At 53.4% G+C, this 26,411-nt stretch carries 7 protein-coding genes; 4 read left to right on the top strand and 3 right to left on the bottom strand.

Annotated elements, in window-relative coordinates; genetic code table 11:
• The first annotated feature begins 49 nt into the window (after positions 1–49).
• The 4 genes from RC85_RS07610 (at position 50) to RC85_RS07625 (ending at position 22,644) form a co-directional block, all read left to right on the top strand.
• Positions 50–20,401 (top strand): fibronectin type III domain-containing protein, encoded by a 20,352-nt coding sequence (locus RC85_RS07610; protein WP_084422448.1) that lies wholly within the window; start codon positions 50–52, stop codon positions 20,399–20,401.
• Positions 20,391–21,470: a hypothetical protein gene (locus tag RC85_RS07615; protein WP_068260699.1), complete on the top strand. Its 1,080-nt coding sequence runs from the start codon at positions 20,391–20,393 to the stop codon at positions 21,468–21,470. Before RC85_RS07610 ends, RC85_RS07615 begins: the two co-directional genes overlap by 11 nt.
• A complete protein-coding gene (locus tag RC85_RS07620) occupies positions 21,470–21,796 on the top strand; it encodes a hypothetical protein (RefSeq protein WP_068260702.1) in 327 nt (108 codons plus the stop codon). The genes RC85_RS07615 and RC85_RS07620 overlap by 1 nt, the downstream gene beginning before the upstream one ends.
• Positions 21,797–21,945: 149 nt before the next feature.
• Entirely contained in the window at positions 21,946–22,644 is a 699-nt protein-coding gene (locus tag RC85_RS07625) for a transposase (RefSeq protein WP_068260707.1), read from the top strand.
• Here RC85_RS07625 and RC85_RS07630 read toward each other — a convergent pair.
• The 3 genes from RC85_RS07630 to RC85_RS07640 form a co-directional block, all read right to left on the bottom strand.
• Complete coding sequence (locus tag RC85_RS07630; protein ID WP_235033400.1) at positions 22,631–23,287, bottom strand: TVP38/TMEM64 family protein; 657 nt, start codon at positions 23,285–23,287, stop codon at positions 22,631–22,633. The genes RC85_RS07625 and RC85_RS07630 overlap by 14 nt on opposite strands.
• Positions 23,288–23,553: 266 nt before the next feature.
• Positions 23,554–24,492: a DMT family transporter gene (locus tag RC85_RS07635; RefSeq protein ID WP_068260708.1), complete on the bottom strand. Its 939-nt coding sequence runs from the start codon at positions 24,490–24,492 to the stop codon at positions 23,554–23,556.
• Positions 24,493–24,557: 65 nt separating this feature from the next.
• Positions 24,558–26,216, bottom strand: a complete 1,659-nt coding sequence (locus RC85_RS07640; protein ID WP_068260710.1) for a vWA domain-containing protein — start codon at positions 26,214–26,216, stop codon at positions 24,558–24,560.
• Positions 26,217–26,411: the final 195 nt, after the last annotated feature.

Consider the following 26,411-nt stretch of genomic DNA (forward strand, 5'->3'; position numbering starts at 1 on the left):
GAACCGCATTAAGCAAAACGATCTCTAGTTGGGCATGCAGGGTTGAATCATGACTTCTAAAAAGAAATCTTGGCGTCAAAGACTTTTCAAGCGACAAAAGAATCGCATCCTTAGGTCGCGTCGTACTCGGCGAATGCTGGCTGAGTCATTAGAAAGTCGTCAAATGCTTGCTGCAGACTTTGCGGTAGAAGTCAATGGAGTATCAACGCCAATCCCATTAGTGTCTGTTCAGGACAGCATGTCATTTCAGGATGGCCAGGAAGGTCTACCGGCCGTTGCAACGGTCGATGCTTCGGGGACTTTGGTCAATCTAAGCGGAAATGCTTGGAAGCGTTTCTCGCTGGACTATACCGTGACGCCGGAAACGGTTTTGGAGTTCGACGTCGAAGCAGCCGACGTGGGTGAGGTCTTTGGAATTGGTTTTGTAGAAACGGGAACCGATCTTCAATCCGATAAACTTTTCAAACTTGGCGGCACCCAGCCAGTCAGTTCCTTCGAGAACAGCTTCTTCAACTACGCGGGCGGCAACCAGAACTACTCGATTCCCGTTGGCCAGTTCTACACAGGATCGATGAGTCACCTGGTCCTCATTGCCGATGATGATGCGGATGGCAGCGCCTCCGTCGAATGGTCCGACGTCACTATTAACGATCGATTCGCACCGGAACTAGGTGCGTACGTCGATCAGACCTTATCCGAAGGCGGTGTGTTATCGCTATCAATTTCTTACAGCGATTCGAATTCTGCCGAGACTCACACCGCTTCGATCGATTGGGGCGATGGAACCTTAGAAGCTCTGACAGTTGATGCGGCCGGCGGCGTTGTCACAGGCCAGCATATCTACAACGACGACGGCATCTACGACGCAGTCGTTACACTGACCGACAACGGAGGGCTCTCCGCCGAGAAGAACTTTGAAGTCGACGTCGAAAACGTTGCTCCCGTTGGAGTTTCTGGTGGAAGCTACGGTGGAAGCTACGGCGGAGGTCTTGAAGAGGGTGCTTTCGACTCATTCAATGCCCAGTTTGAAGATCCATCACCAACGGATGCCTACACGGTTTTATTCAACCCCGGTGATGGAACCGAGCCTTTCGCACCGGTGAATTTTTCTAGCTTTTTTAGCAATGGTCGAGCATTCATTAACGCGCGTAGTCCCTACTCTTACAAGGATGACGGGCAATATGAAGCCAGTTTTACGGTCACTGATGATGATGGTGGAGTTGGCGTTTACTCGTATACCATCATCGTCACCAATGCGGCCCCTGTGATCAGCCCGCCAAGCGATCTCTCTGCCCTTGAAGGAACGCCCATTGGCATCTCATTGCCCTTTACCGATCCCGGTGTCTTGGATACCCACACCGCCTCGATCAATTGGGGCGACGGAACGACTGAAGCTCTGACCGTCGATGCAACCGGCGGGGTGCTGACAGGCCAGCATATCTACGACGACAACGGCATCTACGACGCAGTCGTCACACTGACTGATAGCGGTGGGCTCTCAACCGAGACGAACTTTGAAGTCGAAGTCGAAAACGTTGCTCCCGTTGGAGTTTCTGGCGGAAGCTATGGAGGAGGCTATGGGGGAGGAATTGGGGAAGGTGCTTACGACTGGCTATCTGCTCAATTTGTGGATCCATCGCCATCGGATACGTACACGTTTCTCTTTGATCCTGGAGATGGAACTGAACCCTTCGAACCCGGGAATGCATCTAGCTATGTTAACAATGGGCAGGCAAGGATCTACATGGATCATTCCTACACCTACAGGGATGATGGGCAGTACCAATTTAGCTTTACCGTTACTGACGATGATGGCGGGGTAGGGGTTTATGCAGGTACGGTCACTATCATCAACATTGAGCCGAGTATTCATGTTGCCGCCGATGTTGTGACGATTGGCAGTTCTGAAACCTACCAACTTGATCTTGGCTCGTTCGATCCTGGGGACGACACGATTAGCCAGTGGGAAATTGATTGGGGTGATGGCCAAGTGGAAACGCTGCTAGGCGACGCGACGACCGCCTCGCATTCCTACCCAACGCCCGGAGAATATTCAATCGCGGTGACCGCGACCGACGAGGACGGAACCTACGGTCCGTTTTCGCCGACGATGGTGCGATCCTTTGGCGACGCCGGTTACGTGGTTTCCGATCCCTCGGGATTGAGTGACTACATTACCGCAGCAGTAACACAACCCGACGGCAGGATCGTCGTTGTCGGTCACTCTTATGTTCCAGACCAGTCAAACAACTTCACGGTCACCCGATTTGAGTCCGACGGCAGCCTTGACGTGAGCTTCGGCGACGGTGGGATACGGATGCTGGATTTCGGCAGTAGCGAGACCGGCCCCGTCGTGTCGATTGACGCCGATGGCAAGATCGTATTGGCCGGACGATCGGGATCGAGCAACCTGCTTGTTCGATTGAATGTTGATGGATCAACCGACACGGACTTTGGAATCGACGGCAAGACCAACGTCGATTTTCTCGGGACCAGCGACTATATCGAGAACGTGATAGTTCTGCCCGATGGCAAGATCGCTGTCGGAGGCCGTTCCTACTACGGTTCACAACGTTTTAACTTCTCGATCAATCGCTACAACGCCAATGGATCATTGGACCCCAGCTTCAGTGGTGACGGCAAGGCCACGATCAACGTCAGTGGATACGACTACATCTATGCGATGACAGCGCAGGCGGATGGGAAAGTCATTCTAGCAGGACGTAGCGGCGCGGGTGACTTCGCGTTGGTGCGACTCAACACCAACGGATCGCTTGACACCAGTTTCGGCGGTGATGGCAAAGTCGTCACGGCTGTGTCGGCTTCCAACGACGCCATCTACGACATCGCGGTCGATCAAGATGGAAAGCTGCTGGTGGTTGGAACCGACGGTGCGGCACGTGAACAGATCGTGATGCGATATCTTTCAAACGGGACCGTGGATGACACCTTTGGTGTTAGCGGGCGAGTGACCACCGCATTGCATTACAACTCGTCGTCGCAAAGCAAGTTGACGCTGCTTAACGATGATCAGGTCTTGGTTGGCGGCAAAACTTTTGATGGCAACCAGTATGCTCCGGCAATAGCACGTTACTTCGCAGATGGAACGCTCGATACTGAATTCGGAAGTGCTGGCATCGCCAAGATCGATCCTGGTCTAAGGTACTCGTCTCTAGGTGAGCTTCTTGTCGGTGATGACGGTTTCCCAATCGCTGTTGGAAGGGGATACGGAGAGAACGGCTATGACGTCTTCTTGGCCAAATCCCTCACCAGCAGTACGCTGACGGTCTTTGATGATCGGGTTGCCCCGGAACTGGTCGATTTTGCCGACCAGACGGTAAACGAAGGCACTGAGCTACCGGTGTCGCTTTCGTTCAGTGACGCCAACCCAGAAGAAACGCACACGGCATCGATCGACTGGGGTGATGGAACGATCGAGTCGTTGGCCATCGACGCCGTCGCTGGCGTCGTCACCGGCAGGCATTCCTATGACGACAACGGCATCTTCCAAGCGATCATTACCGTGACCGACAGTCGCGGACTATCAACCGGCGCAAGTTTTGAAGTCAGCGTCAACAACGTCGCACCGGTTCTCGGTTATGGAGAAGGATTTGGCTATCCAATTCCAGAAGGTGCGACTGACTGGTTGTACCTCTATGCCGAATTCGTGGATCCGTCGCCCTCGGATACCTACACGGCTCTCTTCGATCCTGGCGATGGAACTGATCCGTTTGAGGTTGAGTATGTCTACACTTATTTCAGCAATGGGCAAACCTACATCTACGCTGAAGAGTATTCTTATGTTTACAAAGACGATGGCCAATACGAAGCGAGCTTGACGGTCACTGATGACGATGGCGGGGTGGCGGTTTATGCAGGTACGGTCACCGTCACCAACGTGACCCCTCAAATCCAAGTTACGACGAATGCGACCCAGGTTGATGAGGGGGCGGAGTACACGATCGGGTTCACGGCGGAGGATCCAGGCGACGACACCATCAGTCAGTGGCTCGTCGATTGGGGTGATGGCCAAACTGAAACCTTGCCGGGGGACGCAACCTCTGCATCGCATCCGTACCTAACACCCGGTGAGTACTCCATCACCGTCACTGCGACGGATGAAGACGGAACCTACGGTCCGGTAGGCATCGCATTTGACAGTAGCTTTGGCGACCAAGGGAACGTCACGACCGACTTCCTTGGCTCCAGTGACACTGCCTACGACTCCGTCGTTCAAGGTGACGGGAAAGTCGTCGTCGTAGGGACTGTTAACAAGCTGGAGCAGACGCTGGACGGAGGGCAGGACTTCAGCTTCAGCGGCAGCAGTTCTCGAACCGTAAACGCCAAGACGACCATCGTTGGGAGTGAATACTATCCAATTGATCGAGATCAAGCATACCGAATTTCTGCAAAAGCGATGTCGGGCGACGCCGACGGGAACAATGTTAATGCCAGCGCTCGTTCGTACATGGGCTTTGCCGCCTACGATATCGACAAGAAACTAATCTATCCGTACTCGTACTACCGCAATAGCGGCTCCGTTGATACTCGGCTGGCCGCAGATTTGGTGCCGGGTGCAACCGAAATTGTCTTGCAAGATGCTACCGGTTGGTACGGGGGAGCGACGAGTCATCGTCGGACACTGGCGTGGTACGGCTATTCCGATAGCACTGGCCATGTCTATGAAGACTACACGTACACTCGCAATTACAAAAAGAACTTGTGGGACGCTGGGGCGATCAATGGCAATGTGATTACGCTACGTGCGCCATGGTCGGGGCCGACGATTGCCGCAGAAACTGCAGTCCGTAACACTCGTGCTGCAGGAACTTACAACTACGCCTTGTTGAGCAATGGCAATATCCCAACATATAACCGGACCTACTCAACCGTCATTGGCAATGGCCGTAGCAGTTGGGCCAACAACGGTTTCCGATTAGGAACCGCCTACATTCGCCCGTTGGTTTTGGCTAACTACAGAAACGGCAGTGGCAATCAGCTAACGGTAAGCGACTTCCGTGTTGACCCGATCATCGAGTCAGAATCGAACAATTTCGGTCTTGCTAGATACAACACCGATGGAAGCTTGGATGAGACTTTCGGCACCGATGGCAGAGTCTCGACTGACATTCTCGCGAGACTCAATGACAATGGTCGTGCGATGACCATTCAAGCGGATGGCAAGCTCTTGGTTGCGGGTAGCACCTATGTCAGTGGGCAAGGCAACAACCTGGCCATTGTTCGGTACCAAGCGAACGGCTCACTTGATACATCATTTGGCAATGACGGAATCGTGACGACCGACATCTCGTCAAAAAACCAAAATGCCTACTCGGTGGTGGTGTCAGGCGATCGGATTTTGGTCGCTGGTGACCATGACAGCGGAGCAGATCGATACAACTTCCTGGTTGCGGCCTACACCGTATCCAATGGTTCGCTGGATACATCCTTTAGTGGCGACGGGATTGTTGGAACAGATTTCGATGGTGGTCAGGACTATGGTCGCTCCATTGCCGTGCAATCCGACGGCGGCGTGCTGGTCACCGGGCGAGTCTTTGATGAGGGAACTTACAAACTTGGCGTTCTACGTTTTGATCAAGCAGGCAATCTTGATTCCGATTTTGGTGTTAGCGGAAAGCTAGTTTACGACGCCGCAGGGTCGTACGATGACACGTACAAAGTCCTGGTTAACTCCGATGACAGTTTTTACGTCACTGGACACGCTTACGATCTCGCTAGTAGCCGATATCACATGCTGGCGGTCAAGTTTGATTCCACGGGCGTGATCGATGAATCATACGGTCAAGCTGGAATCGCCATCGTCGACTTGGCCTCCGGCGATTCGACACGTAATTACGACTCGCAGTTACAGGACGACGGAAAACTCGTCCTCGTTGGCACGGTCGGTGGGCGGGCGATTGCAGCACGCCTGACCGTCGACGGACAGCCTGACACAACCTTTGGGGGAACTCCTGGCTATCAAGTCATTGATTTGCCAGGCAACTATGACACCGCCCGATCAGTAAGCATCGGCAGCGACGGATCCATCCACCTTGCTGGTTCTACAAGGAATGCCGAAACTTCAAACGATTTCTCGCTCACAAAACTGCTGCCGACCAACACACTGACAGTTCTCGACGTCAACAGTGAGCCTGAACTGGGTGAATACCCAGATCAGACCTTACCCGAAGGCAGCCTGTTATCGTTTGCGATCTCCTACAGCGACGCCGATCTCACCGACACCCACACCGCTTCGATCGATTGGGGCGATGGAACCATCGGGACTCTTGCAGTCGACAGCTTTGGACGCCTCCTCACAGGCCAGCACGCCTACGATAAGGACGGAGTATTCCGAGCGACCGTCACGTTGACCGACAGCGGCGGGCTCTTCGCGGAATCCAGTTTTGATGTGACAGTCTCCGACAACGATGCCTGGGAAGTGAGCGTGATCGCCAGCGATGCGGTTGCCAGTGAGCAGGGTCTCGACCCAGGTCGCCTCGCCTTCAGTCGCACCGGTCAGGATGACCTGAGCCATTCGTTGTATGTCTATTTCACGGTTGGTGGTTCGGCGACGAACGGCACCGATTACAGTTTTTCGGCTAATACAGCTTACGATTCACTCAGCGAGCAGTGGGTCTATCGAGTCACGATTCCTGCTGGTCGAACCGAGGTCAGTCTCGACGTGACGCCGGCCAATGATGCGATCCTGGAATCGTTAGAGGACGTTAGCTTTGAGATTGTCCCCTATCTCAATGGAAGCACGCAAAGCGACTACACAATCGGTGGTGATTCCAATGCGACGATCAGTATCTCCGATGATGTTCCGCCTGTAAACAATAACGATGCCTGGGAGGTTAGGGTGGTTGCCAGCGATGCGGTTGCCAGTGAGCAGGGTCTCGACCAAGGTCGCTTTACCTTCAGTCGCACCGGTCAAGATGACTTGACCCATCAGTTGTATGTCTATTTCTCGCTCGGTGGTTCGGCGGCGCTCAGCAGCGATTACAGTCTGTCCGGTGTCCGTACCGTTTTCGACTCATCGAGCGGGCAGAATGTCTATCGAGTCACGATTCCCGCTGGCCGAACCGAGGTCAGCATTGACGTGACGCCAGTCAATGATGCGATCCTGGAATCGTTGGAAGACGTTAGTTTTGAGATTATCCCCTATCTCAATGGGAGCACGCAAAGCGACTATACAATCGGGGATGACTCCAACGCCACGATCAGCATCGCCGACAACGACGCCTGGGAAGTGAGCGTAGTAGCAAGCGATGCGATTGCCAGCGAGCAGGGTCTCGACGTGGCCCGCCTCACCTTCAGCCGTGCGGGGCAAGATGACCTGAAACATCAGTTGTATGTCTATTTCTCGCTCGGTGGTTCGGCGGCGCTCAGCAGCGATTACAGTCTGTCCGGTGTCCGTACCGTTTTCGACTCATTGAGCGGGCAGAATGTCTATCGAGTCACGATTCCTGCTGGTCGAACGGAGGTCAGCATTGACGTGACGCCAGTCAATGATGAGATCCTGGAATCGTTGGAAGACGTTAGTTTTGAGATTGTGCCTTATCAAAATGGGGCTACCCAAAGTGACTACACAATCGGCACTGATTCCATCGCATCGATCAGTATCGCCGATGGCGATCAGTGGCGCAGAATTGCCGATACCTTTTCTGTCAGTGTCATCAATGAATCCTCCGTCCAACTTGATTGGGACTCCGATACGGAAGATGTTGGAGTTGCGATTCAGCGTCGGGAGGAATTTTCAACGTGGATCGATGTAGCTTCTCTTAATTCCCAAGAGGGGCAGTGGGTCGACAACAATATCCAGGATGCAACTGGCTACGAGTATCGTTTAATTGCCATCAATTTTGATAGTCAAACTGCTACAAGCATGGTGCAACAAGCGGTCATTGCACCCTTACCCCCGACAGATCTTGCGGTAGTATTCATCGCATCAAATGAAAGTGAATTCACGTGGGTCGATCGGTCTCAGGGTGAAGAGTCTTATCAGGTGCAGTCGTCCATCAATGGCGGAGCTACGTGGAATACTCTTTCTTTGACGCTTACCGCGAACACTTCCAGGTATGTTGAATCAACGCCATTGATTTCAAATCAAACGTACCTGTTCCGTGTCGAAATGGAATCGAGGGTTTTCGGCGAGACGACGTTCACCCATTCATCAACCGTTTCGGAAACCGTTCCCGTATTTCCGGATCAACCCATCGGATTGACAGTCAAGTCGAGTACCGCAGATTCAATCTCGCTTCAGTGGAACGACAGCGGTTTAGAAGAGGGCTACCGCATTGAGCGAAGTCTCGACGGTTCCAGCTGGTCCGAGCTAGTCACGCTCGCTGCAGACATCACGAGTTTCGTTGATACAGGGTTGCCAGAAGCGACGCAGTACCATTACCGACTGATCGCAACCAGCACGGTCGGTAATTCGGCACCAAGTCTCTCGGTCGATCACTGGACAACGCCCAGTTCACCAACAGGTCTGACGGCAGTGGTGGTCAACGGCGGTCAGATTGATTTGCGCTGGACAGATCATTCCTCTGGTGAGTCGTCTTACCAGGTTGAGCAGCTGGCCGATGATGGAACCCCGTTGATCTCGGTGACACTCGGTGCGGATGCAGAGAGCTACACGGCAACAGGTCCATTTGATGGCGACCAGAGCTACAGCTTCCGAGTACGGGCTTTTCACGGGTCAGGTGTTTATTCCGAGTATTCACCGATCGTATCCGTTACAACACCAGCGTTCCCTAATCAGCCCAGTGGGCTGACTGCCGCAGCAAGCAGCGAGGATTCGATCACGCTGACTTGGACCGATGGAAATGCTGAAGACAGTTATGTCATCGAGCGCAGTACCGACAGTTTGAACTGGTCGACGATCGACACGTTAACAGCCGACACGACGACGTACACCGACATCGGACTGAACGAGTCGACCCAATACAATTACCAACTGGTTGCAACAAACGCGGCTGGTGATTCGGCAGCCAGCAGTGCGATCAGTCCTTGGACACTTCCCGCCGCGCCTACGGGCTTAACGGTGACAGTGATCAGCGGGGGGCAGATTGATCTGAGCTGGACTGACAATTCGGCATTGGAGAGCAGCTACTACGTCGAAGAGCTCGACAGCACTGGAACGCGTTGGATCAACCGGGGCCGTTTTGCATCGGACACGCAATCGGCTTCCATCATCGGAAGCTATCAGGGCAACCAAGAATACAGTTTCCGAATTCGAGTCTATACTGGATGGCCTTCGTATCTGAATAACTACTCTGGTGTTGTCTCGGTCACGACACCAGGGTTCCCCAACCAGCCAGTCGGCCTATCCAGTTCAAGCACAGAAGACTCGATCACATTGACTTGGATTGATGGGGATTTCGAAGACAGTTATGTCATCGAGCGGAGCACCGACAATTTCAACTGGTCGACGATCGACACGTTAACCGCTGACACGACCACGTTTACCGATACCGGACTGAGCGAATCAGATTTCTATTACTACAGAGTGATTGCATCAAACGCGGCTGGTGATTCGGCAGCCAGCAGTGCGATCAGTACTTGGACACTTCCCAACACGCCCGAAAGCGTAACCGCGACGGTGATCAGCGGGGGACAGATCGACTTGAGCTGGACCGATCGCTCGTCTAGAGAACGTTACTACCACATCGAAAGGTCCATTGACGATGGTGCCAACTGGAACAGGATCAAGTCGAATCTATCTGCCGATACAGAGAGTTACTCGGCTCCCGGTCCGTTCGATGGAGATCAGACCTACAGCTTCCGCGTTCTCGTTTACAGCCAGTTCGGCGGCCAGACGGCCTACTCTACGCCGGTGTCTGTCACGACGCCAGCCTTCCCCAACCAGCCAGTCGGCTTATCCAGTTCAAGCACTGAGGATTCGATCACGTTGACTTGGACCGACGGGGATGTCGAAGACAGTTATGTCATCGAGCGGAGCGCCGACAATGCCAACTGGTCGGTGATCGACACGTTGACCACTGACACGACCACGTTCACCGATACCGGGCTGAGCGAATCAGATTTCTATTACTACAGAGTGATTGCATCGAACGCGGCTGGTGATTCGGCAGCCAGCATTGCGATCAGTCCTAGGACACTTCCCGCCGCGCCTACGGGCTTAACGGTGACGGTGATCAGCGGGGGGCAGATTGATCTGAGCTGGACTGACAATTCGGCATTAGAGAGCAGCTACTACGTCGAAGAGCTCGACAGCACTGGAACGCGTTGGATCAACCGGGGCCGTTTTGCATCGGACACGCAATCGGCTTCCATCATCGGAAGCTATCAGGGCAACCAAGAATACAGTTTCCGAATTCGAGTCTATACTGGATGGCCTTCGTATCTGAATAACTACTCTGGTGTTGTCTCGGTCACGACACCAGGGTTCCCCAACCAGCCAGTCGGCCTATCCAGTTCAAGCACAGAAGACTCGATCACATTGACTTGGATTGATGGGGATTTCGAAGACAGTTATGTCATCGAGCGGAGCACCGACAATTTCAACTGGTCGACGATCGACACGTTAACCGCTGACACGACCACGTTTACCGATACCGGACTGAGCGAATCAGATTTCTATTACTACAGAGTGATTGCATCAAACGCGGCTGGTGATTCGGCAGCCAGCAGTTTGGTGGGTGTTTCAGCTTCCCCCAACGCACCAGCGAATTTGGTTGTGATGGTAGTCAGCGGCGGACAGATCGACGTAAGCTGGACCGACCGATCATCTACTGAAGCAGGCTACTGGATCGATCTATCGAGTAACGAGGGTGCAAGTTGGACTCGGATCTCACCGAACTTGCCGGCCAACACGCAGAGCTTCACCGCTACGGGGCAATTCCAAGGAGACAAAGTCTATAGTTTCCGAGTACGAGCTGACAATCAGTCAAGCAGTGAATCGGCTATCGCATCAGTCACGACACCTGGCTTTCCCAACCAGCCAACCGGCTTGTCCAGTTCAAGTACTGAGGACTCGATCACGCTGACGTGGACCGATGGGGATGCGGAAGACAGTTATGTCATCCAGCGCAGCACCGACAATTCCAACTGGTTGACGATCGGCACGCTGACCGCCGATACAACCACGTTTACCGATACCGGACTGAGCGAATCCACTAGATACTACTACCGACTGATTGCAACTAACACGGCCGGGGACTCGGCAGCCAGTGCGGTCGTTCATCGCTGGACACTTCCCAACCCGCCTACGGGTTTGGCGGCGACTGTGATCAGCGGGGGCCAGATTGATTTAAGTTGGGCCGATCACTCGTCAAGGGAATCTTATTACTACGTGGAACAATTGAGAGACGATGGTATCAACTGGGATTCGTTTCGGCTCAGGGCTAACAGTGAGAGTTACTCGGCGACCGGTCCGTTCGATGGAAATCAGAGCTACAGCTTCCGAGTCCGAACGGTTTCGTCCGGCGGTTCCTCGCGTTACTCGCCCGTCGTGTCGGTCACAACACCGGCGTTCCCCAATCAGCCAAACGGCTTGTCCAGTTCAAGCACTGAGGACTCGATCACGCTGACTTGGACCGATGGGGATGCGGAGGACAGTTATGTCATCCAGCGCAGCGAGGACAACGCAACCTGGTCGACGATCGAAACGGTAAACGCTGACGTAACCACGCTCGTCGACACGGGGCTGATTGACGCAACTCTGTACTACTACCAAGTCATCGCAACCAACTCGAATGGGGACTCGGCAGCAAGCATTTCAACCGTTGTTCGTACGATACCCAGCGCACCGGCAGGTTTGGCGGCGACTGTGATAAGCGGGGGGCAGATTGACTTAAGTTGGACCGATCGATCATCTAGCGAGCGGAATTACTTCGTGGAACAATTGTCCGACGATGGCGTGACCTGGAATTCGGTCACACTCAGCGCCGACACAGAAAGTTACTCAGCATTGGGTCCATTTGATGGCGATCAGAACTACAGCTTCCGAGTCCGAGCTTATATCGAACCAGGCGTTTTTTCCGAATACTCGCCCGTCACTTCCGTCATGACACCAGGCTTCCCCAGCCAGCCAACAGGTCTTGCGACTACCTTGCGAACTGATGATTCGATCACGATTATGTGGTCTGATGGCGATGCGGAAGACAGCTTTGTTATTCAACGTAGCATCGACAACGATAGTTGGTCCGTGATTGATACATTGGCGGCGGACACCACAACCTACACGGACACCGGACTAGCCGAAGTAACGAGTTACAACTACCGAGTGATCGCAACTAATACTGCAGGGCATTCGGCTGCGAGTGCGTCGGTCGGCCCCTGGACGCTGCTCACCGCCCCGACCGATCTGACGGCTACGATTGTGAGTTCGACTCTGATCGAACTGAATTGGTCCGATCGTTCCGCGAAGGAATCACTGTATCACGTTGAACAACTAATTAACGATGCGCAGGGGTGGTTCACCGTGGCCTCAAACCTGCCAGCGAATACTCAATCTGCTTCGGTAGCAGGACAGTTTGAAGTGGACAACGTTTATAGCTTCCGCGTTCGAGCCTACCACCCCAATAGCGGGTACACCGATGGATCTGCGGTCGCGACAGTAACCACGACGCAGTTCCCTGCGCAACCAACCGGTGTAGTTGCCACGGCTAGCACGGAAGATTCTGTCACCCTCTCTTGGAATGAAGCCCCACAAGCGGACGGATACATTATCCAGCGACGTGATGCCCAGACAGACCATTGGTCCACGATCACAACGGTTGACACTGATGCAACAACCTATCAAGACACCGGCCTTTCCGAAGTTCATCGTTACCAATACCAACTGATTGCCACCAACGCCGAGGGAGACTCGATTCCAAGCGCTTCGGTCAGTCGTTGGACGCTCCCAAGGGTCCCGGGAGACGTTGTTGCCACGTTCGTCAGTTCGTCCCAGGTCGACTTGAGTTGGACGGATCTCTCATCAGCCGAATCAGCCACGTTTATCGAACAGTCCGTTGACGGTAACGAATCCTGGTTCGTCGTCAGCTCCAACCTTCTGGCCGATACATCGAGCCATTCGGTACAAGGCATTTTCGATCCCGAGAGTGTGTATAGTTTTCGTGTTCGCTCGTTTCATCCCGACAGTGGATTTTCTCAATACTCCGCGACTGCAACGGTCACCACGCCAAGTTACCCAAGACAGCCCACTGGTGTGAGCATATCGACGAGCACAGAGGACTCCATCACTCTTTCATGGGTGGCGGACCTTGACATCGAGCAATATACAATTCAGCGGTTTGACAGCGGATCCGATGCATGGATCACCGTGGGATCCGTCGATGCGGCAACGACGACGTTTACGGACACCGGCCTTTCCGAAGTTCAGCAGTCTCTCTATCAATTGATCGCAACCAAGAATGAAGTGGATTCGATCCCTAGTGCTTCGGTTGGCGGTTGGACATTGCCAAACGCTCCAGCAGACTTGAGCGGCGTGATCATTAGTCGCTCCCGCATTGATCTTGCCTGGACAGATCATTCGTCGGAGGAGACTTTCTACACCGTCGATCAGTCCGATGACGGAGGCGTATTCTGGACCGTCATAGCGCCTCGCTTGGCCGCTGACACAACAGGCTACTCCGTGCTTGGTTCCTTGAACGAGCAGAGCACTTACCTCTTCCGCGTACGGGCACACCACGACGCTTCTGGCGTGACATCAGTGGCCAGCAATACCGTATCCGTAACGACCGACAGTTTTCCCGCCGTACCGCCTCGGGTTGGTGACTCACAGATTTCCATCGACGAGGGACAAACGTTTACTTTCTGGGCATCCAACTTCCCATTCGCCTCGGACGATCCAAATGTTGCCATACAGACGATTCGGATTGAGACGCAGCCAACAACTGGGAGTCTGCTGTTCGCCGGACAGCCCGTCGGAGTCGGAGACATCTTAGAAGCCTCCAGGATTGATGCGGGAGATCTTGTCTTCGATGGCAGCGTTGGTTTGGATGACACGTCGTTCCGGTTCTCTGTCTCAGACGGCTCAATGTGGTCTCTCGACTCGGCGACGATGTCTATTCGTGTGAATGTTGAACCGGAATTACCCCAGCATCAATTCATCAGTTTATCGGGCGATATTCTGTTGCTCGGCGACGGAGAAACGATTGAAGGGATCTCGTTCACCGGTCAAGAGGTGTTGGCGGAACTTGTTCGCGGTGAGATCACGATCACCATCCAAAACGGAAACGCCGTTGTCGAGTTTCCTGCTGATGTTGCCACGCAGTCCTTTGCGATTCACCTTCACCTTAACGACGCCCAGGATGGGACGCGTATTGAACAGCGCGACTTACATGTCATCCCCGGTGGGTTCGCCCCGACGACCAATGACGACGAAGTCACCGTCCAAGCCGGGCAGAGTGTTACGACTGACGTGTTGGCAAACGACCAAGATGGCGATTCCCCAGCCATTTTGATGGGATTTGTTTCAGATCGACAGCAGATCTCGCCCCATGCGACTCAGACTGTCGACGGGGTGTTTGTCAAGATCGTTGCTGGCGAAGTGGTGGTTGAAGCGCTTCCCGGTGCCTTGTCTGGGACACGTTCGATCCTTTACCAGGTCGCCAACCAGGCGGGCGTGGCATCACATGGGACGCTTCTGGTTCACGTTACTGAGCCGTCCGTTTCAATCCAGACTTCCCCAGATCAATGGGACCTAGTCGCAGGAACTTGGATGACCGTCGATCCGCTAGCCAATGATACCTTGATAGGAGGCGTGCCGACGTTGGAGGGACTGTCTTGGGACGGAGGGCACTTTGCCTCCTCACTCGTGCGTGACGGATTGCGAATTTCAATTCGTGAGAATCAGGTAGTGATCTCCGCCAACGGTGATGCAGTGGGTGAAGCCAATCTTTTCTATTCCGTAGGTGGAGGTACAAGCCAGCGAAAAATTGAGGAGTTGACGATCAATGTGATTCCTGCCACTCAAAGTCCAGCGATCGGTGCGGTCTTCATTAGCAATCGGTTTCCTGTCAATGAGTTGCCCGTTTCGGCCACCACTAGTTCAATCCAACAAATTCAGTCAGTCGTGTTGGGAGTGGATCCCGAGTTCGGCGGCTCGGTGGATGCTACGGGACAATCAGTCCACTACTTCGTTTCAGGCGGGGGTGTCACGAACACGACCCAACTGACTTCGCTTCGCGTTGATACCGTGTTGGTAGACTACACGTTAAATGACGCGCCGCAGCAGCAGCTCAACGGGACGGTTAACGTCTATCACTTCGGTGAAGAATCGCTTGCGGTAGAACTTGATATCTCGCACGATCAACCGATGCAAATCGAGTTCATCCTGCCTGCCGCCTTGGATCAACACGATGGTTGGAATACTCTGGGCTTGGTGGATCGGGACGGCCAGATTGTTAACCAGATCCAGTCAGAGAAATATGACCTGCGTTTGTTTGACGGTCGAGTGGAGGCCATTTTGACTTCGGTTGATTTTATCGGTCCCACTAACGATAATTTCAGAATTCTCGTGCAGAACGCTCATGGCATCCAAGCCTATGTTCCGCTGACGGTCACGGTGGTTGCCTCCCGAGCCATGGCGTTTGCTCGACAATCGCTCGCAGAGAATGACGCTGCAGAGCAAACCAATAACGCCGCCCAGCATGGGTTGCGCGCTTCGACTGCGGCAGTTTCCCAATCCACTTCACGAACCTCGCCATTGCCAAATTCCGTTCGTGGAATCGTGTTCCTGGATCAAGATGGTGACGGAGTCCGCAACCCCAACGACGCCATCGATACCCAAGCGGATATTGAAGTTCAGGCAGTTAACTTTCAGGGCGAAATCGTGCAGTCCACTCGATCGGACTCGCTTGGGCAATATTCATTGACATGGGATGAGAGCCATGGTCCCGTTCGAGTTCATGTTGTTGCGGGAGATGGCTTGGCCCCAACAGTGACCGGGGCTGGCTTTGATGCCAAACTTCAAAGCCAGGTCGACGGCTTAACGCATCTCTCTGGAATCGTCGGTATCCAAGGGGGTGGTCTAATCAACATTGGATTGGCGGCAGATTCCGATGGCGATGGGCTTTCGGATGTGGTGGAAGACGCGTTTCAGCTTGATCCTCAACACGTCGATGACGTCTTCAGTGACAATGACAGCGATGGACTAAGCGACCTCGCTGAATACCTAATGTTCGGTACCAACCCGCAGGTTGCCGACTCCGACAGCGACGGAGTTTCCGACATGATCGAAACCTCACTTGGTCTGAGCCCATTTATCGATCAAGCACTACCCGATCAGGACCGCGATCGGATCCCCGATTCGATCGAGATTGAATTCTGGGGATCGGATCCAGCGAACGCCGACACAGATGGGGACAGTCTCCCAGACGGCGATGAAATTTTTGACGCGGGTAGCAGTCCATTGATAGCGGACACTGATGGCGACACCCTCAGCGACTTCGTTGAATTCAATCTTCAGTTCAACCCTCGGTCGATAGATACCGACGGCGACGGCATTCTGGATCCCGACGAGCGAGATGCTCAGGGGCTTGCAAGTAGTGCCTTTGGTCTTGTAGCTGCTAGCAGCGCCAGTGCAAGCGAATCGGAAGAACAGGAAGAAGACATTGCGGAGGAAGTTCGCTTGCTTCTTTTAACCGGCGATCAAAGCGGCAGTCACAGCGAACGATACAAATTCTACGTTGGTTCGAACTTCATTACCAACAGCGTTCATGGCACGATTGAATCATTTAACCGAACCTTTGACATTGATCAGGAACTGGAGTTCCGTGTCCAGCATGTCAGCTCTATCTATAGCACGCCTGACTTGGATTGGAACGCAAACATCACTTACGTCGAGGGTAGCGGGGCACTGCTGCACGACCCGGACAACCTGCTTCCAGGAGGTGGTAATACCACGCTGTCGTACTTTGCTTCGGCACGCGGAACACTATGGACGCACCGGCCCGAACTGAAGGCAACATCAGAAGAGTCGATTGAAGATGAAACTGAATTTACCGAAGGTTACGAGTTATTCGCCAACACTGACGATGATGACGAGAACGGGGTACCTGACTTCCAAGACTCGAAGGCCGACCTGACCGATGATGATCTCTGGGAATTCACGCTCGATGCGTTTAGCCATCTTCCCTCCGAGGTGCCGGGGTACTTCAACGTCATCGCTGATGGGGTGGGAATCAAGATTTGGCGGGACAACGAGGGTACGCCTGAGCTTGTCGATGCATCCACGGAGCTAGAGTACAACGAAGCTCATACTCTGTACGCCGAAGCTACCGACGAGTTTGAAGATGCCGTGACGCTTCGCGCGAAGTTTAAGCTCTCGTCGAGTTCGGAGTATCAACTCTTGGGCGAGCTGGAAGACAAAATCCTGCTCAAGCCAGCGAATTTTGAGGTCTCAGCCAACCGAATTGTCTCGGCTGACGACGGTCACTTATGGGCCTATGCCTATGTCCCCGGATTCACTTCAGGGAGCGGTGAAGATCCTCCGCTCGACGAGCACGACGGTAAGACGGTTGAGTTTGAACTTTACCGGTCCGATGGGACTTCAACCGGGTTGACCGAAACCGCAACCATCGAAGACCGATTGGCGGGTGTCGAATTCACGCTCGGTACAGAGTGGTTGGAGTTGAGTTCGGCTGACCCCAATTCGGGCGCCTATCAAATCCGCGCGACGTTCGAGGGCAAGGAACAAATCGGCAATCGGGTGCAAGTTTTAGCTGGTGCAGCCGATGAGATCGAACTTTCCGGGCGGCTGATCACACGCAGCGGATCGATTCCATTTGATCCAACGGTGGGCTTCGGCAAGGGGCTACGTGCCTTTGCAAAGAATGATTCTTCGACAGTTGAAATCACCGCGCTTGTCAAGGACCGAATCGGCAACTTGGTTACTGACGGCACCTCAGTAGCTTGGCTTGCCGTTGACGATGCTTTCACCGGAACTGACGAAGAAGGCGGCGGCACTGATGGTGACGTAGCGTTCGAGCAGGGCGAAACGACTCTCGGAAAAGCCACCATTCGCATCAAAGCGAACCGAATTGCCCCTGTAGCCAAACTCTCTGTGCAAGTTGACCAAAAGATCGTCGATGGATTCATTGCTGGCGGCGAGCTTTCGGTTAGCTTGGTTGCAACCGATTCAGATGGGCGTCCGGCGAGGGATTTGATCATCGATCTGGATGATCGATGGTTCTTCGCTTCCCGTTCCGAGACGATCATTTATCGGGCGGTGGTGCGACGGACCGATGGAAGCAGCGTCGGCAGCGGCGTACCGGTGCGGTGGTGGGATTCCAAGCGACTCTTCAAAGACGGTGCTGTTACCTACACCAACGAACATGGGATCGCGACGAACAAACTGTACGTCAACAGTAATGAAGAAGCCTTCAACGTCCTGGGGAAAAATGTCATCCGCGCTTCGGTGGCGGGATATCAGAAGGAGAGCTTGGCATACATCAAAGGCGATATCGATCCACCTCCGACCCTCGACACGAACAATAGAATTCTCTCCGCCGCTGGCTCTGGAACGAATTTCGTACCCGATCCAGATGGCAACTCCGCATTAAATGCCACTGAGGCACTGTCCTACCAAAACTATTCCATCTTTCGATTCCAAGGACTGGTCCCCTCAGCCAGTTACTGGGTTGAGCTCGATGGGCCTGGTGCGTCAACCGTTGGATTCCAGCAGACTGACGGATCACTGGATGATACGCTCGAGTTAACTGCAGGTGCTGAGGGTGGTGTTTTGCTCAAACTTAATAGCCGCAACAACCTACCCCTGAACGTCTCAGCAGCAAACTTCCGCATTTTGCTCTATCGCGATAATATTGGACCGTTCAACACAGCGATCGGATATTCAATGGCGAATAATGCCAGTGGCGAACTGATCATTGGACCGGAGTCAACGGCCACTTGGTTGGCTCAAACCGGTGGGGAAATGCTCTATGGAGCCGCCTTTGGAAGCGATTCTCTTGATGCGGCATTGGCTGGCGACGTCGCCTTTTCGCTAATCCCCGTCGTTGGAGTTTTAACTGATGTACGTGATTTGGCCAAAAACGCTCTACGTTTGCTGCCGGTCGATGTCGGACTTGGGCCGTTTGATTGGCGGGAGACGGCCATTGCTGGCTTCGGCATATTGACCGAAGTGCTTCCGCCAGCCGACGCGATCGTCAGTGCCTACCGAGGGTTGTACAAGATCTCGAAAGCTTCGGCGCAGTTTGCGCCACTATTCTTGGCGGTTGAGCCACTCTTCACTCAAGCGTTGACGTCGCTGATGGACTTCCGGCCCGGTTCGGGGGCGGCTGGTTTTCGGTCTGCGAGCAGTTTCGGTGAAGGTTCCCAATCCAACATCGCAGCAGCATCGGCGTCAGCATTCAGTGCAGCGTCGGTTGCCAATGAGATGTGGTCTTTCATCGGCAGTAAGCTGGGAGCGGCCCGCACTAATCGACTGCGTCAGATCGTTGGCTTCATGCCTGAGGTGCTCGACTTGGCCGATGACTCAGTTCGCAAAGTCTTCGTGAAGGTTGGCGAGAAAACCTCATCGACGCAACGGGTGTTGGTGCAGTTGATCGAAGATGTTGGAGCTGAAAACGCTGGGCGGTTGCTCAAACACGTCGGTTCCAGCGATGAGGCGGTCGAGCAATTCATCAAGGGGCTTCCGGCGATCACCGAAGCAATGCGGAAAAGCGATTCACTACTCGATTCGATTAACGGTAATCCGGAACTGGCTGCCGAGGTGATTCAAGGTATTGGAAATGCGGTTCGCAAGACGACCGATGCTGGCGAGAAGTTTTCCAACGAACTGGCCGGAAAGGTTGACATTTGGCGTGCGGTATCCAACGTCGCCGAGCGTGGGTTCGTCAAGGACCTCCACCAGATGAAGCAGTTCGCGACTGACATGAACAATGTCTTGAACGTTGCTGGTAGCGAGCGGCAGGGGATCGCATTGATCCGCCGACTTCGCAGCAGAACTGACGTGCCTATCGTGAGTGCAAGTCAAAAAGGCTACCTCTACGAGCTGCATCAAGTCAGTCGTCATGTTGAAAATGGCGCTACAGATGTTCTAGGGGATCTCCGCTTTAGCATCTACCAAGGCGAAGTCATCCTCGAGGCAACTGGCGAGCTGTTGAAAAAGACGGACATCGACATTTTGATTCGTGAAGGCGGCGAGACAATTGCCGAAGAAATGAAGTTGACCGCCAATGCCCTCGGGTCTGCAGAAGAGATCGCTGCTAAACTGAAGAAATACATCGCTAGCGGTGCTGACAAAACTCGAATTGTTTCGACCAGCCCGCCGTCGGAGGTGCGAAGCGTTATTGAAAATGCGTTGACAGAATTAGTTGACGCAGGGAAAATGACCGGAAAATTCAAAGAGCGTTTGCTGGACGCTAGCAAATTTGAAGTGGTTCAGCGAAACATCCCCTATGACTTCTAGAGACAACGTGGTTACTGAAAAGAAGAAGCTAGTAAGTGTTCGTGTTGATTGCAACAAAACTGTGGATGAAGCAGTAAAGATTATCGCTGGCCGATATAAAAAGTTGCGAATAGCAACCCAAGGGCGATATCCAGAATCCCCAAGAACCCTACTTTCGGATCCTATGGATGACCAGTGGCTCAAAACTAAGCAAGGGTTTGATTCTGGTATGCGTATCTTTTCTAGTGCAGCACCGTGGGACGAGAACCTTCTAGCAAAGTGGCTGCAGTTCATTCAGAAGAATAGCCAAGATTTTCGTTCCACGACATCATCAAAGCTCGATATTCAGCACCGGGCCGATGATGTCTACTGCCGTGGTAAAACTTACGCTTCTTTTGAGCAGTGGTTCACGCGTGATGATGGACCGAGCATAGGATTGACAATGTCATTGGGCTATTGGGGAATTTCAATTTTCCCGAGTGCGCTCCGTTATCCATCGTCCAAGCAATACGGCAAAGCTCGTTTCAAGCCGCCTGCGGATTTACTTGACCACTTCGCCGCCTGGTCAGAGGGTGGTTTAGAAGTGCATTCGGCGGACGGGACAAGTAAAGTCTCCGGCCTGACTGGTTCGGAGGCACTCAAACAGCTTAATGCTGGATGGCGGAGCATATCAGGGGAGTCAGCTTCCATGGACGATGCCTTCGCTCAGAACCTCAACGATTACGCTAACCAGACTGGTGAAGTTCGAGCTGATCTTTCAGTCAACCTTGCCAAAGCGGATCGCTGGTTCGGTCCGATCCTAACCGAGCACTGGGGCCGACCGTTCTCGTCCTGGACACATACTGAAAAGTACAAACCGGATCTGAATTTGGATGATCTGACAACCGAACAATGGACCCGTTTTCCCCTCGCCACAAACGACACACGCAATGGCCTGGACATCCAGGTCGACCTTCTGGTTCGAGGTGACCAGCGGTATTACGATGTTCAGGGCACCGACGAAGCCACCGTCATGGAGACCGCCCGGGCGGTCGGTACAAATCCAGAACTCTACCAAGGCGATGACCCTTTTCAACGTTGGATCGAATAATGCTTGAAGACCGAAATACCATTGATATTGTGAACCCAAAGCCGGATGGTCCCATCGACTTCGTCATCGTTGACGCGGGGATCACGACCGACGTCGATGAACGGCTTGAATTGCTAAACCACAAAATTATGGTCTGCCTGTCGATGCTCGCTGACGACGAGAAATTTGAAGAGCTGGGCCGCCCTGATGTGATCCGCGTCGAAGTCCGCTGCGCATCGGAGGACCACGCGGTCGCGACCGTCAAGCAGGTCAGCGTTGCCACGCCAAATGGTCGAGAGATCAAGGCCGAGATCCGTTTCACCCACAGCCCGTCCCCCTATGGATAAAAAGCTAGACACGCTCGAACTTCCGAAACGAAAATAGCCAAGAGCAATCAAAAACATCAAAGGGGTCAAAAACATCAAAGGGGTCAGGCCTCTTTGATTGGTCCAGCGGTTGTGTTATCATGCGGTGCCGCCGTTATGGAGCCAACGAAATGCCTAGATCACCCCGCGCCGATGAAGCTGGCGGCATCTACCACGCCCTGAATCGTGGAAATCTTAGAGCTGAGATCTTTCATAAAGATGCCGACTACGAAGCCTTCGAGCGAATCCTTTACGAAGCACTACAAATTCACCAAGTTGAACTGTTTTCGTTTCAACTGATGCCCAATCACTATCACTTGGTCCTGCGACCGCTGGTCGATGGTGAGATGAGTCGATTCATGGGCTGGGTCGGAGGCACCCACACGATGCGTTATCATGCTCACTACCACACCAGCGGAATGGGGCATGTTTACCAACAGCGTTACAAAAGCTTTCCGGTCCAAGACGATGAACACTTCTTCGTCGTCTGCCGGTATGTCGAGCGGAATGCGTTGCGTGCTGAGCTTGTGCAAAAGGCAGAGCAATGGCGTTGGGGGTCACTCTATCGGTGGCGTTGTAAGCCCGAACCGAATCCTCCCTTGCTTTCGCCCTGGCCGATGGCACGACTGCCGGGCTGGGTTGATCGAGTCAACCAACCACTCACGGAGCAGGAATTGGCAGCCTGCCAGTTATCGGCTCAGCGTGGCAAACCATTTGGCGAAGAAGGCTGGGTCGAATCGATCGCCCGCCGACTCAACCTTGAATCAACGATGCGGCCACGCGGCCGAAAACGGATTCGATTCCCGGAAGAAGCCATCAAAGAGGCCTGACCCCTTTGATCTGTCTGATGACTTTCTTTGCGACCAATGGGAACAAACCTAGTGCGACAAAGGCGGCCAGAAGTTTTGGTGTGATGATGCCGCTGGCTCCTTCTTCCGCGAGCGCCGCCAACGTCGGGAAGGTTGAACCGGCGTAGACGAACACGGCGGTCCCGGCCAACATGCCGACTTGGCTGACCCACCAAAACGTTTGCGTCTTCATCGGTGTCAGGCCCATCACGACGTTGATCACAAAGAATGGGACCGCCGGGATCAAGCGAAGCGTGAATAAATAGAATGCACCTTCACGTTGCAGGTTTTCATCAAAGGATTTTAGTTTGTCACCAAACTTGGCTTGGATCGTTTCACGAAGCAGATACCGACTAAGCAAAAACGCAACGGTCGCGCCCAGGGTCGATGCAAAGCTGACAAGAACCAAGCCACGCATGAAGCCAAAGTACCAACCAAACGCCAGCGTCAGCACTGCAGCGCCAGGTAAAGACAAACCAGTGACGGCCACGTAGATGGCGAACGCGATTCCGTAAACCAACACCGGGTGATCAGAACGATAGTCTCGCAGCGCGGTTTCCTGTTCGGCCAGGTTGCTTAGCGTCAAAGAATCTGCAAACAGGAAATACCCAGACGCAACAGCCATTAGGACACCGACAAGAACCATTAACTTTGTTACGGAAAATGAATTCGTGGTCGGGACGCTTGGTTGCGGGGCGCTTGGTTGCGGGGTCGAATCTTCGGTCATTATTGAGTCGCATTGATGAGGAACGTTGCGTCTTCTATCCACGCTACGTCTTTGGAAGACACTTCTTACCAATAAAACGCAGGATCTGTCCTATCTAATGAACGAAAAACCAAACCGACCGACGAACCTGCTAAGGATTCGGGACCGTAATCGGCAGCAGGATGCTAGGAAATCGTATCCGCCGCTGGTCCGCGTTTGAGCAAACGTTCTGCTCGAATACACAAAATCTCTGTCGTCACGATTGATGCAAAGATTAGCCCGCACCCGGTGTAACCAGATATGCTGAGCCGTTCATTCAAGTAGATCGCTCCCAGGACGGCAGCAAAAAGACTTTCGGAGGACATCAAAATCGCGGCAATCGAAGCCGAGGTGAATCGCTGGGCAACCGCCTGTAACGTGAACGCGATTGCACCTGAAATCAGTCCCGCGTAGACGATTTCAGGCATCGCGTTCCAGATGTCAATTCTTGTCGGCCAGGTTTGGTCGGGAAGCAGTGATGACCAAAAAACCTGCGCGACGCACCCGAGGACACCGCAGGTAAAAAACTGCACGGTGGCCATCGTGTAGGGAAGATTACTGTGTGCGGAAAGTCGCCCCACAAAGATCACATGCAGAGCCCAAGCAAGGGCACCGATTAGGACAAAGAAATCCCCCGAATTCAACGCCGAAAAATCTCCTGAACTTAATAGATAGACCCCTGCGACACTTAAACAAGCGAGCGGCCAAATGAGTTTCGGCGGAGGCTCTTTTAGCATCATCCAGGAAAGAAAGGGCACCAAGACAACATACAGAGTTGTCAGGAATCCAGTGTTGGTGACTGATGTGGTTTGCAGGCCGGTTTGTTGCAACGCCATTCCGGCAAAGAAAATGCAGCCCAGACCTGCAAAGCGACCCAGCCATGCACCTGTGACTGGATTGCCATCCGGCGCGGTCTTTAATTCTCGCAGACAAAGAGGCAGCACGGCGACGGCTGCCAACAAAAAACGAAGGCCCACAAACAACATTGGGCCGATGTCGTCCATGGCATTCTTTTGGGCCAGAAAGCCGAAACCCCATATCGCACCGGCCAAGACCAGCAACAGGTTGGCGGTGCTGGTTTTCATCGCAGTGCCGATTTCGCCGTCAAAGATGTAGGAGTGTGTTTAATCACGCGAAATAGAGACTGTCCTTAAGGCTTGGGCACGTGGCGGTATTGGCCGCGATTTTCTTTGGCGATCCGAGTCATGATGTTGGCACCTTCTTTGCTAAAGTAGCCAATCGTATGCACGATACTAATCGGCTTGGTTTCGCCAAACAAATTATCGACTCGGTTCTGTTCTTTCAAGAGTTTTGGAATTCCTTCGGGGAACTCGCCGTCGGAAAGCAGGAAGATCACGTCAGCTCTTAAGCCGAGTGCAAACTTTAGCGGATCATAAGGTGCTTTTCCACGATCCATGCTGATTCGCATCGCCCACCGACGCAGTGCTGCTTTATTTTTTTCAGTTGCGTAGACACTGCGAGGCTCGTCGATGCCGGGGTTACTGATACGCATGAAATCGGGCTGTGAATCAAAGAAGACAACATAGAACCGTTGGTCGGGCGTCAGAAGATCAATCGATTGAAGCAGGGCACGGCGGGCCGATTCAAAGGCGTCACCCATGCTGCCGCTGCTGTCGACCAGATAGACGAAGTGGTTGCCGCCGCCTTCGACGCCGCAGAACTTTATTTTGGAAACGGAATCAGATTTCAGCATCGTTGCCGTCACGCTAGGATCACTTTGGCTGGTCATGGCCGCGGCCATGGACGAAACAGGACTAGCGATTGCGTCGGTGGAAAAATCGGCTGCTTTGAATTCGCCAATCGGGCTGACTTCATACTCGGTTTCGGTGGGCGTCGGTTCGGTGACTTCCGTTTCAGGCTCAGGCTCGTCAAAACTCTCGATCGAAAAACTTTGCATCGCAGTTTCTTCGCCGCTAGACGCAGAAGCGGTGAGTGCCACTTGATCTTTGGGCTCGTGTAACTGCAAGGCGACTTCGGCTAACAGGAACAATGCGCCGACGTGAACGACTGCACTGACCAACATTGCTGCTGATTTCCCACGCTTTTTCGTTGGCGGTTCTTCACCGGTGTTCCAAGTCTCACTGAGCTGGCCAGCAAAGACAATGCTGTCGTGATCCAATGTTGGCAGCGGTTCTTCGTCAGTCGTAAAAAGTGACGAAGATTCCCGCGCCGCTGGATCGGAATCCGACTCCGTGTCATCGACTGGATTTGCAACGACCTCATCATCGACCTCATCATCGATTTCGTCGTTCGTCTCGCTGTGATCGACCGGCAGATGATGACTGGATGCGACTTTGTGCCGTGCATCGAAACGTAGAATTGGGTTTTGGTCAGTGCTGGCAACTGAGGCTTCGACGGCGACGCTGGGCTGAATGTCGCTGTTCCGAATGTCACTGGGCTGAATGTCATTGGCGGCGATCTGCGCAGAACGCAGATCGTTCCAGCTTGCAAAACGATGCCGCGGTTTTAGAACGGATGTAACAAAATCATCCGATGAGCCGTCGGCTTGATCGCTTGTTTGGTTCGGGGGCGATAAGTTCGCCGGCGATGCGGCTGGCGGAGCATCGATTCGCAAACGCTGGTCTTCCAATTCTTGCGTCGCAATTTCATCAGACGACCGAGCTTCTTTTAATCGTTTGATGACGATTTCAATTTCAGCGGCTCTTGCGTCCAAGCGGGCAGCAGATGCTTGGCTGCGGATTTTCTGCAGTTCGAGTTCCAGCAATTGACGAGCGTGATCGCCACTGCTTTGGAGGTTGTTTTGATTGTCCTGGTTGAGGTCAGTCATGCCCGCTCACCGTTAGCGAATTCTGGAGCCCAGAGTTTAGACGATTTCCAAGAGCCGCGTTTTAACTAAATTTAAGAAAGCGAAGCACTTCTCGGTAAACGCCACCCTTGTGCGACCAATGCTATGGGCATCGCGCGACGCCGTGAAGGGTTTCTGAATTGTTTAACCGCGTGGGCATCGCCCCGCGCGTTCGGG

It is taken from the genome of Rubripirellula obstinata, assembly GCF_001642955.1.
GTDB lineage: Bacteria > Planctomycetota > Planctomycetia > Pirellulales > Pirellulaceae > Rubripirellula > Rubripirellula obstinata.